This is a genomic window from Blastococcus saxobsidens, assembly GCF_002938435.1.
In the GTDB taxonomy this organism is placed as follows: Bacteria; Actinomycetota; Actinomycetes; order Mycobacteriales; family Geodermatophilaceae; genus Blastococcus; species Blastococcus saxobsidens.
Window position 1 is genome coordinate 51,175 of the sequence record NZ_POQT01000016.1, and the last position, 14,943, is coordinate 66,117.

The window sequence follows — 14,943 nt, forward strand, 5'->3', positions numbered from 1 at the left end:
TAGCTAGGGCAGCGCCGCGGCCAACGAGGGGACGGCGGCGGCGAGCCCGTCGTCCCCCGGCTCGAAGAGCTCCGCGACGGCGGTGCGCCGGCGGCCCGTGCCGGTCCACCGCCAGGTGCCCACGATCCGTCCGTCCCTGACCACGGTCGGCCGGAAGACGCCGTTGCGCCCCGGCGCGATCCGCTCGGCGAAACGTGGGTCGAGGACCGCGCCGCGGTCGGCGTAACCCAGCACGAACTCGTCGAAACCGGGCAGCAGTCGAACGGCCCGGGCCGCGTCGCGGTGGACCCGGAGCAGGTCGGGCAGCCCCGGGTCGAGGAGGTGCTCGGTGCCGTCCACCTCCAGCCGGGCCAGCCGGTCCCCGGCGGCCGCCACCCCGGTCCGGACGTCGCGCACGGTGCTGCCGGCCCAGCGGACGAGGTCGGCCACGGTGGCCGGGCCGTGCCCGCGGAAGAAGCGCAGCGCGAGCTCGGCCAGGGCCTCCTCGCCCTGCAGCCGCCGGGGGGCACGCACCCACTCGTCGAGCAGGACGAACTGCTGCTCGCCGTCGTCGGTGGGCCCGAGGCAGAGCGTCCCCGTCTGGGCCAGGAACCACAGCAGGTGGTAGCCCCGCTGACCGGTGGTGGAGACGCCCCCGGCGTCGATGGCCGCGAGCAGGCCGGTGCGGGAGAGCCGCCGGCCCCCGGAGAGGACGGCGACCGCGATGTCGCGGGCGCGCTCGGCCTGCTCCTCGGTGAGCTCCAGTGCGGCCCGGCGCCTCGCCAGACCGGTGAGGGCCCGCGGACCGAGCAGCTCCAGCAGCCACGGGAGGTCCTCGGCGAGCAGCAGGTGCAGCGTTCCCCGCATCGGCCACGACCGCACGACCGTGCCCCCGTCCAGCGCCGCCAGCACGTCCTCGCGCCGGTGGCCCGCGGCACGCAGGGCCACGGAGGTCACCGCGCCGGGGAAGTCCTGCCCCTGCACGGCGGCGAGCCGGCGCACGGCGGCCGCCGGGTCCTCCGCCGGGGGGCCTGCCAGCTGCTGGGCCACCAGACGCATCAGGGCGAGGTCGCGCAGGCTGGTCACGCGCCCACGGTCGCAGGCGGGTACGACGTCGCGGAAGCGACTTCCCGGCGGACGTTCCCGGTAGCCTCCGGACCGTGATGGGGATGGGTGGAGCCGGAGGACGCGACGCGGAGCGACGGCGCAGGTTGATCGCCTCGCTCGTCGTCCTGGCGATGGTCCTCGCGGCCGGCGCGACGGTGCTGTCGATCGCTCTGGGCTGAGGGCTGCGCGGCGCCGGAGATCGACGGTCATGGTCGGCCACGGACTGGTGCCCCACCGGCCGAGGTCGACGGGCCGTACCTGCCCGAGGCCAGGGCGGGGCGGCCGGGCAAGGTCTCGTGCGGGAAGGGCTGCATCCGGTTCCCGTCCCTGACACCGTCGACACCGTCGAGCTGGGCGCCCTGCTGCGCGACGCGGTGGCCGCCACGCACGCCGGCGCCGACGCCTTTCCCGCGTCCTGAGGTGAGACCGGCGGGTTCCCGCGGTGACCTAGGTCCCTGGTCTCCGGCGATGCGGTACGGCACCGTATGGGAATCGCCGGGCCGACCGGCCGGCGATCCCCTCGAAAGACGTGAGGACCGTCCATGACCCTGGCTGTTCCGCCCGGCGCCTCCGGTCCGACGCCGGAGCGTTCCGACGGCTGCCGGCCCGCGGAGGTCACCGACTCCTCGGTCGACCAGGCCGTGGACCGGTTGCACGTGGAGTACGCCGGTCGGCTGCGTCCGCAGCTGGTCGTCCGTGTCGTGCGGGACTGCCGCAAGGATCTGGGCGGGTCCCCGGTCGGGGCGCTGCCCGAGCTGGTCGAGCGGCTGGCCCGCTACCGGCTGGACCGGCACATCGCCTGACCGCGAAAGCGGTTGCCGGGCACGGGAGGATGTCGGCGTGGGCTACGTCGACGTCAGTGCGGTCCGGCACACCCTCTCCGACGGGCGGCTGCTGCTGGACGACGTGAACTTCCGCGTCGGGGAGGGCGCCCGCGCCGCGCTGGTGGGTGAGAACGGCGCCGGGAAGACGACGCTGCTGCGGATCATCGCCGGGGACCTGGTCCCGGAGGCGGGTTCGATCGCACGCACGGGCGGGCTGGGCGTCATGCGGCAGTTCATCGGCTCCGTGAGGGACGGCACCACCGTCCAGCGGCTCCTCGTCGATCTCTCGCCGCCCGCCGTGCGAGCGGCCTGGGACGCGCTCGAGGCCAGCGAGCTGACGCTGATGGAGACCGACGACGAGCGCTCGCAGATGGCCTACGCGGACGCGCTGGCCCAGTGGGGCGACGCCGGTGGGTACGACGCCGAGGTCACCTGGGACACCGTCACCGTCGCCGCCCTGGGCGTGCCCTACGACCGCTGCAAGTACCGCGAGCTGAACACGCTGTCCGGGGGCGAGCAGAAGCGGCTGGCCCTGGAGGCGCTGCTGCGCGGCCCCGACGAGGTGCTGCTGCTCGACGAGCCGGACAACTACCTCGACGTCCCCGGCAAGCGGTGGCTGGAGGACCGGCTGCTCGAGACGCGGAAGACGGTGCTGTTCGTCAGCCACGACCGGGAGCTGCTGGCCCGGGTCGCCGACCGCGTGGTGACCGTCGAGGGCGGGACGGCCTGGGTCCACGGCGGTGGCTTCGCCAGCTACCACGACGCGCGGGCTGCGCGGCACGAACGCCTGGCGGAGCTCCGCCGGCGGTGGGACGAGGAGCACCAGCGGCTGGTGGACCTGGTGCGCACCCTGCAGCAGCAGGCGGCGAACTCGCCGGACATGGCCAACCGCTACCACGCCATGCAGACCCGGCTGGCCAAGTTCGAGGCGGCCGGGCCGCCGCCGGAGCGCCCGCCGGAGCAGAAGGTGGCGATGCGGCTGCGGGGTGGCCGCACCGGGGTGCGGGCCGTCATGGCCGAGCAGCTGGAGCTGACCGGTCTGATGCAGCCCTTCGACCTGGAGGTCTGGTACGGCGACCGGGTCGGCGTCCTCGGCGCGAACGGTGCCGGCAAGTCGCACTTCCTCCGGCTGCTGGCCGGGCAGGACGTGGCGCACACCGGCGGTTGCCGGCTCGGCGCGCGCGTCGTCCCCGGTTTCTTCGCCCAGACGCACGCCCACCCGGAGTGGCAGGACCGGACCCCGGTCGACCTGCTCTGGCACGGTGAGCCGGACCGGCCGGGTGTGGACCGCGGGCGGGCCATGGCCGCGCTGCGCCGCTACGGGCTGGCCGAGGCCGGCGACCAGGTGTTCCGGTCCCTCTCCGGTGGGCAGCAGGCCCGCTTCCAGATCCTGCTGCTCGAGTTGTCCGGGGCGACGCTGCTGCTGCTCGACGAGCCGACGGACAACCTGGACGTGCTGTCGGCCGAGGCGCTGGAGGAGGCGCTGGCCGCGTTCGACGGCACGGTGCTGGCGGTCACCCACGACCGCTGGTTCGCCCGCTCCTTCGACCGCTTCCTCGTCTTCGGGTCCGACGGCCGGGTCTACGAGTCGACCGAGCCGGTGTTCGACGAGACCCGGGTCGCCCGCGCCCGCTGAGCCGCGCCACCGGCGGTCAGCCGGAGGCGCGGCCCTCGCCGCGGTAGGTGGGGGACGGGCCGGCGGGGTTCGTCGCCCTCCGCACGCGGCTGGACCCGACGGGTGCTGGGCAACGACCACCTCGACCGCGTGCGGGGCCGGTCGGGGCGGGATGAGCTCCCCGCCCCGGGGTGTCAGAGGTCGACGTCGGGCTCGCCGGTGCCGCCGATGCGGTCCAGCTCCTCGAGCTCCGCGGGGCCGAGGACCCGGGCCGCCGCCTGCAGGTTCTCCTCCAGATGGGCGACCGACGACGTCCCGGGGATGAGCAGCAGGTTGGGGGAGCGGGCGAGCAGCCAGGCGAGGGCCACCTGCAGCGGCGTCGTCTCCAGCCGGCGGGCCACCGTGTTGAGGGCCGCGGACTGCAGCCGGCTGAAGCCACCGAGCGGGAAGAACGGCGTGTACGCGACGCCGTCGCGGGCGAGCGCGTCGATCAGCGGGTCGTCGGCGCGGTGCACCAGGTTGTAGTGGTTCTGCACGCAGACGACCGGAGCGATGGCTCGGGCCTCGGCGTACATCTGCGGCGTCACGTTGCTGACGCCCAGGTGCCGGACCAGCCCTTCCTGCCGCAGCGCCGCCAGCGCCTCGAACGGCTCGGCCAGCGAGCGCTCGACCGGCTCGGCGAACCCGGGCATGCGGAGGTTCACGACGTCGAGCGACTCGACGCCCAGGTGCTCCAGGTTCTCGTGCACCGCGCGGCGCAGATCGTCCGGGTCGAGCGCCTCCGGCCAGCCGCCGTCCTCGGTCCGGCGGGCCCCGACCTTGGTGACGACGACCAGGCCCTCGGGATAGGGGTGGAGGGCTTCCCGGATCAGCTCGTTCACGACCGTCGGGCCGTAGTAGTCGCTGGTGTCGATGTGGTCGACCCCGAGCTCGACGGCGCGCCGCAGCACGGCGATCGCGGCGTCCCGGTCGGCGGGCGGGCCCATGACGTGGGGGCCGGCGAGCTGCATGGCGCCGTAACCGAGCCGGTGCACCTCCCGGTCGCCGAGGCGGTAGCTGCCGGACTTCTCCGCGGTGGTGGTCGTCATGGTGGCCCCGTACCCGTCGGCGGGTGGGCATGTGCGGCGGGGCCGGCGGATTCCACCGGCCCCGCCGGCACGGTCAGGGCTGCAGGAGGACCTTGACGGTGCCTTCCTTCTTCTCGCGGAAGTTGGCGTAGGCCTCGGGCGCCTGCTCCAGCGGCACCCGGTGGGTGGCGAACTCGTCGACGCCCAGCGGGTCCCCGTCGATCAGCAGCGGGAGGATGTCGGGCACCCAGCGCCAGACGTTGGCCTGCCCCATGCGCAGCTGGATCTGCTTGTCGAACATGCGCATCAGCGGCATCGGGTCGGTCGCGCCCCCGTAGACGCCGGACAGCGAGATGGTGCCGCCGCGGCGGACCGCCTCGATGGCCGTGTTCAGCGCGGCGAGCCGGTCGACGCCGGCGACCTGCATGACCTTCTCCATGATCGCGTCGGGGACGATCGCCGTCGCCTTCTGCAGTGCGGAGGCCACCGGCGAGCCGTGCGCCTCCATGCCGACGGCGTCGATGACCGAGTCCGGTCCGCGTCCGTCGGTGAGGTCGCGCACGCGGGCGACGACCTCGGCCTGGTCGGTGGAGTCGATGACCGTGATGCCGTTGCGCCGCGCGCGGGCCAACCGCTCGGGGACGACGTCGGAGGCGATGACCTGGCCGGCGCCGAGGTGCTTGGCGATGCGGGTGCACATGTCGCCGATCGGGCCGAGCCCCAGCACCAGCACGGTGCCGCCGTCGGGGATGCCGGCGTACTGGACCGCCTGCCACGCGGTGGGCAGGACGTCGGAGAGGTAGACGAACCGGTCGTCGAGCGGGGCGTCGGGCACCTTGATCGGCAACGTGTTGCCGAACGGGACCCGCAGGTACTCCGCCTGGCCGCCGGGGACCTGGCCGTAGAGCTTCGTGTAGCCGAAGAGGGAGGCGCCGAAGCCCTGCTCGCGGTTCTGCGTCGTCTCGCACTGCGACTGGAGCCCCTGCGAGCACATCCAGCAGGTGTTGCAGGAGATGTTGAACGGCACGACGACGCGGTCGCCGGCCTTCACCGCAGTCACGTCCCGGCCGACCTCGCGGACGATCCCCATGGGCTCGTGCCCCATCACGTCACCCACCGACATGAACGGCGCCATGACCTCGATCAGGTGCAGGTCGGAGCCGCAGACACCGGTGGAGGTGATCTCGACGATGACGTCCGTGGGGTCCTGGATCACCGGGTCCGGCACCGTGTCCACCCGGACGTCTGCCCGGCCGTGCCAAGTCACTGCGCGCATGCGAAATCTCCCTCGATCGGACCGCGGAAAAGGGCCTCAGGACCCTTCGTGACCCGGATCGCGCGACTCTCAACCATCCACGGCGCGTCAGTCACGCTCTGTTCGAGTTCGTTCACGCTCTGGCTACTTGAAGCTGCCGATCTACGTGACCCGGTTCACAGAACCACAGGTTCGTAACCCGTTCCGGAGATCACGAAACCATCACGCCGTGTTTACATGGGCCCCGCTCCTCTCCCCGGGAGTCCTGTGCAATGTCCGCCGACGGAAGTCAGGTGCATGAGTTCGCTCCACCACGACCGCCTCCTCGCAGAGGGCGCGGCGCCGGTCGATCAGGCCACCACGGCGCTCGCCCCTTCTCGCTCGACGAGCACCTCGTCCAGCGGGAACCGCGGGGAGAAGGCCGAGTCCACGGTCCCGCCGCAGCGCCAGGGGAAGGCGCAGCAGGGTGGGGCCGGCAGGGCCACCGACTCGACCACTCCCACCACGGCGACCCGGGGCGCCCGGGCGGCCAAGACCGCTGCGCGCGCCACGGGCGGCACGTCCGCCGCCGGTGCGGCAGGAACCCTCGCCGCCAAGGCGAAGGCGGCTCGGACGGTGACGGCCAAGGCGGCGAACTCCAAGGCCGTGACCGTCACCGCCGCCACGGCGAAGGCCGCCTCGGCCAAGGCGGCGACGGCCACTGCCGCCGCGACCCGCAAGGCCGCGACCGCGGCTCGTGCGGCTGGGGCGGCCAAGCGCGCTGCCGCGAGGAGCGCCGCTGCCGAGCCGGTCGCCGGCGAGGTGACCGCGGTGAAGGCCGCCGTCGCCAAGGCCGCGGCTGCCGAGATGCCCGCTGCCACGGCGGCGACCGCGAAGGCGGCCGTGAAGCCGGCGGCCGCCAAGGCGGCCGCTGCCAAGGCCGCGGCTGTCAAGCCCACCGCAGCCCAGGCGACCGCTGTCAAGCCCGCGACCGACGAGCCCGCGGCCGTTGCGAAGCCCGCGGCCGTTGCGAAGCCCGCGGCCGCCAAGGCGACCGCTACCAGGTCCGCGGCCGTTGCGAAGCCCGCGGCTGCCGAGCCCGCTACCAAGTCCGCAGCCGTTGCGAAGCCCGGGGCCGCCAAGGCGGCACGGGCCACGGCGGCGACCGCCACCCCGGCGTCCGACCGGCCCGCCGGCCGTTCCCGGAGCGGTGGCCGGCACCGCGCCGAGACGCCGCGCTCGGCGCGGATCACCGCAGCGCGGACGGTCGTGGCCCAGGCCGCGACGAAGGCCCCGGCGGCCCGCCGCCCGACGCCGTACAAGCGCGCCGTCGCACCGGCCGCGCTGGCCGACCTCGCCGCGCTCGTCGAGCAGCCCGTGCCCGCGCCGGCCGAGCCCGTCGTCGTCGTCAAGGAGGAGGTCCGGTCCGCGCCGGCCACCCCGGTGGTCGTCGAGGCGCCGCCGGCGACCGAGCCGTCCGCGCCCGCCGCCGACCCGACCCGTGTCGTGGCGGCATTCGCCCGCGGGCGCCGGGGACTGCTGACCCGGCGCGCGGCGATCGCACGCCGTCGGCCCGCCCTCTACCTGGCCGCCGCGCTCCTGGGTGCCATGAGCATCAGCGGTGCCTCCACGGGAACGCCCACCGCGGTCGCGACCACCACCGTGAGCCACTCGGTCAGCGTCGCCGAGCAGCTGGGGCTGCAGGCCGAGGCGCCGTCGCGCGAGATCATCGACGCCGACGCCACCGACCGGCTCAGCGAGCTGGTGGCCAGCCGCACCGAGCGCGACGCGGAGCGGATCGCCGCCGCGGACGCCCAGGCCGAGGCGGACCGCGTCGCCACCGAGGCGGCGGCCGAGGCAGCCCGGCCCAAGGTCGTGCACCCGGTGGACGGTGCACGGCTCACGAGCGGGTTCGGTGCCCGCTGGGGAACGTTGCACGCCGGGATCGACCTGGCCGCGCCGATGCGCACCCCGGAGCGCGCGGTCATGGACGGCGTCGTGCTCGAGGCCGGGCCCGCCAGCGGCTTCGGCCTCGCGGTCTACATCCAGCACGACAACGGCGACGTCACCGTCTACGGCCACATGGACGAGGTCCTGGTCGAGGCCGGCCAGATCGTCCGCGCCGGCGACAGCATCGCCCTGCTGGGCAACCGTGGGCAGTCCACCGGCCCGCACCTGCACTTCGAGGTGCACGTCGGCGGCCTCAACGGGCAGAAGGTCGACCCGCTGCCCTATCTCCGGGAGCGCGGCGTCCACGTCTGACCGCCCCCGCACGACCGACGCGATGCCCCCTGCCGGCTGTTCCGGAAGGGGGCATCGTGCACAGGGGACACTGGAGCGTCGTCCGACACGGGTCGAGGAGAAGTCGATGGGGCACGGCCACGCGCACGGGCCGGCAACGGCCGCGGGGCCGCAGCGCCGCAGGCTCGCCGTCGTCCTCGTGCTCACGGTCGGCGTGCTGGTCGCCGAGGTCGTCGGCGCCGTCGTCTCCGGATCGCTGGCCCTGCTGGCCGACGCCGGCCACATGGCCACCGACGCCGCGGGCATCGCCCTCGCGCTGGGAGCGGTCACGCTCGCGCAGCGGCCGGCCGCGGGACGCCGCACCTTCGGCTGGCAGCGCGCCGAGATCCTGGCCGCCGTGGCCAACGGACTGCTCCTGCTGGGGGTGGCCGGCTTCGTGCTCGTGCAGGCCGTCCGTCGGATCGGGGACCCGCCCGAGGTCGACTCGGGTCCGATGCTGGCCATCGCGGCGGTCGGCCTGGTGGTCAACCTGGCCGGGCTCCTGGTGCTGCGCCGGGGGCAGGGCCAGTCGCTCGCGGTGCGGGGCGCCTACCTGGAGGTGCTCGCCGACGCCCTCGGGTCGGTGGCGGTGATCGTGGCCGCCGTCGTCATCGCGACGACCGGGTGGACGCCGGCGGACACCGTCGCGTCGCTGGCCATCGGGGCCCTGGTGCTGCCGCGCGCCTGGCACCTGCTGCGCGAGGCGTTGGACGTGCTGCTGGAGGCGGCGCCCCGGGGCGTGGACATGGACCGTGTGCGGGCGCACATCCTCGGGGTCGAGGGCGTGCAGGGGGTGCACGACCTGCACGCCTGGACCATCACCTCCGGGCTCCCGGTGCTGTCAGCGCACGTGGTCGTGTCGGACGAGGCGCTGGCCGCCGGCCACGGCGGACGGGTGCTCGACGCCCTGTGCTCGTGTCTGGGGGACCACTTCGACGTCGAGCACTGCACGTTCCAGATCGAGGCCGCGTCGCACGCGGGGCACGAGGCGCCCGTCCACGACTGAACGAGGCCCCCTGCTCGGCGTGGGTCCCGGAAGGGTGGCCGCTCCAGCCGGCCGCCGCGGTGGGACAGTGGGAGGGCGGACCGGCCGGTAGGAGGAGATCGCGGTGGAGCACGGGCACCACTCGGGCATGTGGGTCCCCGAGGTCCCGCCGACGGCGGGCCGGCTGTTCCTGCCGCACCTCGACGGCTGGTCGGTCCTCGCCGTCCTCAGCCTGGTCGGGATCGCCGTGTACGTGGCCGCAGTGGTGCGGCTGCGTCGCTCCGGGGTGTCCTGGCCGTGGTGGCGGACCCTGGCCTGGATCACCGGGTGTGCGTCGCTGTTCGCGGTCACCGGCACCTGGTTCAACGGCTACAGCATGGTGATCTTCAGCATCCACATGACCCAGCACATGGTGCTGTCGCTGATCACGCCGCTGCTGCTGCTCCTCGCCGCGCCCATCACCCTCGCGCTGCGCACCCTGCCGCGCGGTCAGGGCGCCGCCGGCACACCGCGCGCGCTGCTCCTGGACCTGCTGCACAGCCGGTTCGCCCGGTTCGTCGCGCACCCGCTGTTCAGCGTGCCGCTGTTCATCGCGAGCCTCTACGGCGTCTACTTCACGCCGCTGTTCGACGCGCTCATGGCCAACCCGGTCGGGCACCAGGTCATGCTCGCCCACTTCGTCGTCACCGGGCTGCTGTTCTTCGGCCCGATCGTGGCCCAGGACCCGTGGCCGCGGACGATGAGCCACCCGGGGCGGATGATCGAGCTGTTCCTGCCGGTGCCGTTCCACGCGTTCTTCGGCGTGGCGATCATGATGTCCGGCTCGCTCGTCGTCGACAGCTTCGCCGAGCCGCCGGCCGGGTGGGGCGTGGACCCGCTCCGCGACCAGGGCGTGGCCGGCGGCATCGTCTGGGCTTTCGGCGAACTGCCCACCGTGCTCGTGCTCGCGGTCGTCTTCTTCTCCTGGGCCCGCTCGGACGACCGGCACGCCCGGCGGCTGGACCGGGCCGAGGACCGCTCCGGGGACGCCGAGCTCGACGCCTACAACGCCCGGCTGAGGCAGCTGGCCGAGCGGGGCTGAGCTGAGCCCGGCCCGGGGCGCGAGCGGCCCGCGCCCCCGGAGGGGCCGGGTCGTCGGCCGATCCAGGAACGTGGTGGCCTGCCACCATGTCGTCGTGCCTGTTTCGATGGTGTTCACCTCCGACACGCACGTACCGAAGCGGGCGCGTGACCTGCCTCATGCGTTGTGGGCCGAGATCGAGGCCGCGGACGTCGTCGTCCACGCCGGGGACTGGGTGGACGTCGCGCTGCTGGACGAGTACGAGCGGCGGTCGCGGCGGCTCGAGGCGGTGTACGGCAACAACGACCACGGACCGTTGCGGGAGCGGCTGCCCGAGGTGGCCCGGTTCGAGGTGGCGGGGTTGCGGTTCGCCGTCGTGCACGAGACGGGCGACGCCAAGGGGCGCGAGGCGCGGTGCGCCGCCCGCTTCCCCGATGTCGACGTGCTGGTGTTCGGGCACAGCCACATCCCCTGGGACACGACCGCGGCCTCCGGTCTGCGGCTGCTGAACCCCGGTTCACCGACGGACCGGCGTCGTCAGCCGCACGGCACCTACGTCACCGCCGTGGCCGACGACGGCCGGCTGCGCGACGTGACGTTCCACGCCGTCCCGCCGCGGCGGTGAGCGCCCCGCCGCTGGACCCGCGCGCCGTCGCCCTGCTCGCCTGCCCGGTCTGCCGGGCGCCCTTCGAGCTGGATCCCTCCGGGACGGGCGTGCGGTGCGCCGCCGGGCACCGGGTGGACCGCGCTCGGCAGGGGCACCTCACGTTGCTGCCCCCGGACCGCCGCCCGCCGACGGGCGACTCGGCGGAGATGGTGGCCGACCGGGTGGCCTTCCTCTCGGCCGGTCACTACGACGGCCTGACGGCGGCGCTGGGCCAGGCCGTCTCCTCGGCGGGGGAGGTGCCGCCCCGCACCGTCCTCGACCTCGGCGGCGGAACCGGCCACCACCTGGCCCGGCTGCTCGACCGGCTCCCCGGCGCGGTGGGTCTGGTGCTCGACGCCTCCCGCTACGCCGCGCGCCGGGCCGCCCGGGCGCACCCCCGCGCCGCTGCCGTCGTGGCGGACGCCTGGGCGCGGCTGCCGGTGCTCGACGGCGTCGCCGACCGGGTGCTCGTCGTCTTCGCCCCGCGCAACGGGCCGGAGATCGCCCGGGTGCTGCGACCTGGTGGTCACCTGGTGGTGGTGACACCGGCTCCCGACCACCTCGCGGAGATCGTCGGCCCGCTCGGGCTGCTCCGCGTCGACCCGGCGAAGGCAGAGCGGCTGGCCGCCACCCTCGAGCCGCACCTGGCGCGCGTCGGCGGGTCCGCGCACCGCTGGACGGCGTCCGTGCAGCGGGAGGACATCGCCACCCTGGTGGGGATGGGGCCGCACGCCCGCCACCTCACGCCGGACGGTCTGGCGGCGTCCCTGCGGCATCTCCCGGCGTCCACGCAGCTCACGATCTCGGTCGACGTGACGACGTACGCGCGCGTCCGGTGATCGTTCCGCCACGCCCGCCACGCCCGTCCTGAGCCGACGAGCCACACGGTCTAAGCTGCCAGCCGTGACGATTGCACCGGCGCCCATCGTGAGCCGGCCCAGCCCGGCTCACGTGGTCGAGAAGGGCTCGCGGCTGTCGAACCTGCTGCGGACCACCGACCACAAGACCATCGGTCTGATGTACATGGCCACCTCGTTCGCCTACTTCATCCTGGGCGGACTGATGGCCATGCTGATGCGTGGCGAGCTGGGGCGCCCGGGCCTGCAGTTCCTCTCGCCCGAGCAGTACAACCAGCTGGTCACCATGCACGGCACGGTCATGCTGCTGATGTTCGCGACGCCGCTGTTCTTCGCGTTCTCGAACCTGATCATGCCGCTGCAGATCGGCTCGCCCGACGTCGCGTTCCCGCGGCTGAACGCGTTGTCCTTCTGGCTGTTCTTCTTCGGCAGCCTGATCGCCGTCTCGGGCTTCCTCACGCCGGGTGGCGCCGCCGACTTCGGCTGGTACGCCTACGCGCCGCTGTCCAACGGCGTGCACTCGCCGGGGCCGGGCGCGAGCCTCTGGTTCGCCGGCCTGGCCGTGAGCGGTCTGGGCACGATCCTCGGCGCGGTCAACTTCATCGCCACGATCGTCTGCCTCCGCGCGCCGGGCATGACGCTGTTCCGGATGCCGATCTTCGTCTGGAACACGCTGATCACCAGCGTTCTCGTCCTCTTCGCGTTCCCGATCCTGACCGCCGCGATCTTCGGCATGCTGGCCGACCGCAACCTCGGCGCCCTCATCTACTCGGATGAGAACGGCGGCCCGATGCTGTGGCAGCACCTGTTCTGGTTCTTCGGGCACCCCGAGGTCTACATCATCGCGCTGCCGTTCTTCGGCATCATCACCGAGATCATCCCGGTCTTCTCCCGCAAGCCGCTGTTCGGCTACAAGGGCATGGTCTTCGCGACCTGCTCCATCGCCGCGCTGTCGGTGGCCGTGTGGGCGCACCACATGTTCGCGACCGGCGCCGTGCTGCTGCCGTTCTTCGCCTTCCTGACGTACCTGATCGCCGTGCCCACCGGCATCAAGTTCTTCAACTGGATCGGCACCATGTGGCGCGGGCAGCTCACCTTCGAGACGCCCATGCTGTTCGCGGTCGGCTTCCTGGTGACCTTCCTCCTCGGTGGGCTCACCGGCGTGCTGCTGGCCAGCCCGCCGCTGGACTGGCACGTCAACGACAGCTACTTCGTCGTCGCGCACTTCCACTACGTGGTCTTCGGCACCGTCGTGTTCGCCGCCTACGGCGGCATCTACTTCTGGTTCCCGAAGATGTGCGGCCGGATGATGGACGAGCGGCTGGGGAAGCTGCAGTTCTGGCTGACCTTCATCGGCTTCCACGGCACGTTCTTGATCCAGCACTGGCTGGGCGCCGAAGGCATGCCGCGCCGGTACGTGGACTACGTGGCCACGGACGGGTTCACGACCATGCATGCGATCTCCACGATCTTCTCCTTCGTGCTCGGTGCAGCGACCATCCCGTTCGTCTACAACGTCGTGAAGTCGTGGAAGTACGGGAAGCTCGCGGTCCGCGACGACCCGTGGGGCCACGGCAACTCGCTGGAGTGGGCGACGTCGTCCCCGCCGCCGCGGCACAACTTCGTCGAGATCCCCAAGATCCGCTCGGAGCGTCCGGCGTTCGAGGCGCACTATCCGCACCTCCTCCAGCGGCTGCAGGACGAGGCTCACGTCGGCAAGCGGCACGAGCCCTACGCGGGCGTCAGCGAGCTCGGCGGCACCGCCGGCCGCCGGCAGGGGCCGAACGACCCCGACCCCACCTGAAAAACACCCCCTGCCCCCCGTCGCTCGCAAGCTCGCGCCGGGGCCCTGCAGGGGGCCACGGAGAGGTCCAGGACCACCACGGTCCTGGGCCTCTCGGCGTTTCCCGGGGGTGGGTCAGGCACGATGGCGCCGTGCCGCTCCACCCCACACCTCGCCAGCCGTCGGTCGCCGATCCCGGAGCGGCGCGGGCCGTGCTGACCGTCACCGGCGCCGACCGCCCCGGGGTGACGGCGCAGCTGTTCGGTGCGCTGTCGGCGATCACCGACGACAGCCCGGTCGTCGAGGTCCTCGACGTCGAGCAGGTGGTCGTGCACGGGCACCTGGTCCTCGGCGTGGTCGTGGCGGCCCTGACCGCCGACGGGCGCCCCCCGGCGGACGAGCCGGCCCTGCTGGCGCACCTGGAGCGGGTGGCCGGCGAGGTCGAGGCCGCGGTGGGCGTCCGGGTGACGGTGGAGTCCGCGGGCGGACCGGTACCCGCACCGGTCCCCGTGGGGCGGCCGCACCACGTGATCGTGCTCGGCCGGCCGGTGCCCCCCGAGGCCGTGGCCGGCGCGGCGCGCGCCGTGGCCGGCATCGGCGGCAACATCGACGCGATCCGTCGGCTCTCCGACTACCCGGTCACCAGCTTCGAGCTGACCGTCTCCGGGGCGGAGTCCACCGAGCTGCGCACCGCGCTGGGAGCCGTGGCCGCCGCCACCGGCGCCGACATCGCCGTCGAGCAGGTGGGGGTGGCCCGGCGGAGCAAGCGGCTCATCGTGCTGGACGTCGACTCCACGCTGGTGCGGGGTGAGGTCATCGACGAGCTGGCCGCCCGTGCGGGGCGTGCGGCCGAGGTCGCCCGCATCACCGCCGCGGCCATGAACGGCGAGCTCGACTTCGCCGAGTCGCTCCGGGCGCGGGTCGCCGTGCTCGCCGGGCTGCCCGAGGAGGTCCTGGACGAGGTGCGCGAGCACCTGGTGCTGACGCCCGGGGCGCGCACCCTGATCCGGACCCTGCAGCGGCTCGGCTTCCGCTGCGGCATCGTCAGCGGCGGCTTCACCCAGATCACCGATCCGCTGGCCGAGAGCCTGGGCCTGGACTTCGCCGCGGCCAACACCCTGGAGGTCGTCGACGGCCGGCTCACCGGGGACCTGGTGGGCGAGATCGTGGACCGGCCGGGAAAGGCGCGTGCCCTGGCCCGCTTCGCGGAGCAGTACGGCATCCCGCTGGACCAGACCGTGGCGGTCGGCGACGGCGCCAACGACCTGGACATGCTCAACACCGCCGGTCTGGGCATCGCCTTCAACGCGAAACCGTTCGTGCGGGAGCAGGCCCACACCGCGCTGAACCAGCCCTACCTGGACGCGGTCCTGCAGGTGCTCGGCTTCTCGCGCGACGAGATCCTCGACGCGGGCGGCCACGATCAGGGAACCTGATCATGGCGCCTCCGCCCTCACCGTCTCCGGTGGGGGCGGACGCCGCGGGACGAGGGTGGACGTCGACGCA

The 14,943-nt window shown here is 73.6% G+C and carries 13 protein-coding genes; 10 read left to right on the top strand and 3 right to left on the bottom strand.

What is annotated here, in order from left to right; translation table 11 throughout:
* Nucleotides 1–3 precede the first annotated feature (3 nt).
* The gene (locus C5507_RS11515) at nucleotides 4–1,065 is read right to left on the bottom strand and encodes a winged helix DNA-binding domain-containing protein (RefSeq protein WP_104528665.1); all 1,062 of its coding nucleotides are present in this window, start codon (nucleotides 1,063–1,065) and stop codon (nucleotides 4–6) included.
* 317 nt (nucleotides 1,066–1,382) lie between these two features.
* On the opposite strand from C5507_RS11515, the gene C5507_RS23315 reads away from it, so the two are divergent.
* The 3 genes from C5507_RS23315 (at nucleotide 1,383) to C5507_RS11530 (ending at nucleotide 3,546) form a co-directional block, all read left to right on the top strand.
* The gene (locus tag C5507_RS23315) at nucleotides 1,383–1,505 is read left to right on the top strand and encodes a hypothetical protein (RefSeq protein WP_278044309.1); all 123 of its coding nucleotides are present in this window, start codon (nucleotides 1,383–1,385) and stop codon (nucleotides 1,503–1,505) included.
* A gap of 123 nt (nucleotides 1,506–1,628) precedes the next feature.
* Nucleotides 1,629–1,889: a three-helix bundle dimerization domain-containing protein gene (locus tag C5507_RS11525; protein ID WP_104528666.1), complete on the top strand. Its 261-nt coding sequence runs from the start codon at nucleotides 1,629–1,631 to the stop codon at nucleotides 1,887–1,889.
* Nucleotides 1,890–1,926: 37 nt separating this feature from the next.
* Nucleotides 1,927–3,546: an ABC-F family ATP-binding cassette domain-containing protein gene (locus C5507_RS11530; protein ID WP_104528667.1), complete on the top strand. Its 1,620-nt coding sequence runs from the start codon at nucleotides 1,927–1,929 to the stop codon at nucleotides 3,544–3,546.
* Between the two features lie 173 nt (nucleotides 3,547–3,719).
* On the opposite strand, the gene C5507_RS11535 is transcribed toward C5507_RS11530, so the two are convergent.
* Together C5507_RS11535 and C5507_RS11540 are read right to left on the bottom strand one after the other, a co-directional pair.
* Entirely contained in the window at nucleotides 3,720–4,613 is an 894-nt protein-coding gene (locus C5507_RS11535; protein WP_104528668.1) for an oxidoreductase, read from the bottom strand.
* Between the two features lie 73 nt (nucleotides 4,614–4,686).
* The gene (locus C5507_RS11540) at nucleotides 4,687–5,868 is read right to left on the bottom strand and encodes a zinc-dependent alcohol dehydrogenase (RefSeq protein ID WP_104528669.1); all 1,182 of its coding nucleotides are present in this window, start codon (nucleotides 5,866–5,868) and stop codon (nucleotides 4,687–4,689) included.
* Nucleotides 5,869–6,144: 276 nt separating this feature from the next.
* Between C5507_RS11540 and C5507_RS22830 the strand changes: the two genes are divergently transcribed.
* From C5507_RS22830 to serB, 7 genes are all read left to right on the top strand, one after another.
* On the top strand, nucleotides 6,145–8,088 hold the full coding sequence (locus C5507_RS22830) for a M23 family metallopeptidase (protein WP_242610908.1): 1,944 nt from the start codon (nucleotides 6,145–6,147) through the stop codon (nucleotides 8,086–8,088).
* A 106-nt stretch (nucleotides 8,089–8,194) separates the two neighbouring features.
* Nucleotides 8,195–9,112, top strand: coding sequence for a cation diffusion facilitator family transporter (locus tag C5507_RS11555; protein WP_104528671.1), 918 nt, complete (start codon nucleotides 8,195–8,197; stop codon nucleotides 9,110–9,112).
* 103 nt (nucleotides 9,113–9,215) lie between these two features.
* Nucleotides 9,216–10,172, top strand: a complete 957-nt coding sequence (locus tag C5507_RS11560; protein WP_242610909.1) for a cytochrome c oxidase assembly protein — start codon at nucleotides 9,216–9,218, stop codon at nucleotides 10,170–10,172.
* 94 nt (nucleotides 10,173–10,266) lie between these two features.
* Nucleotides 10,267–10,776, top strand: coding sequence for a metallophosphoesterase family protein (locus tag C5507_RS11565; protein ID WP_207225628.1), 510 nt, complete (start codon nucleotides 10,267–10,269; stop codon nucleotides 10,774–10,776).
* A gap of 11 nt (nucleotides 10,777–10,787) precedes the next feature.
* On the top strand, nucleotides 10,788–11,636 hold the full coding sequence (locus C5507_RS11570; protein WP_104528709.1) for a methyltransferase domain-containing protein: 849 nt from the start codon (nucleotides 10,788–10,790) through the stop codon (nucleotides 11,634–11,636).
* Nucleotides 11,637–11,700: 64 nt separating this feature from the next.
* The gene (ctaD, locus tag C5507_RS11575) at nucleotides 11,701–13,458 is read left to right on the top strand and encodes an aa3-type cytochrome oxidase subunit I (protein ID WP_104528673.1); all 1,758 of its coding nucleotides are present in this window, start codon (nucleotides 11,701–11,703) and stop codon (nucleotides 13,456–13,458) included.
* A gap of 131 nt (nucleotides 13,459–13,589) precedes the next feature.
* The gene (gene serB, locus C5507_RS11580; RefSeq protein WP_104528674.1) at nucleotides 13,590–14,873 is read left to right on the top strand and encodes a phosphoserine phosphatase SerB; all 1,284 of its coding nucleotides are present in this window, start codon (nucleotides 13,590–13,592) and stop codon (nucleotides 14,871–14,873) included.
* Nucleotides 14,874–14,943 lie beyond the last annotated feature (70 nt).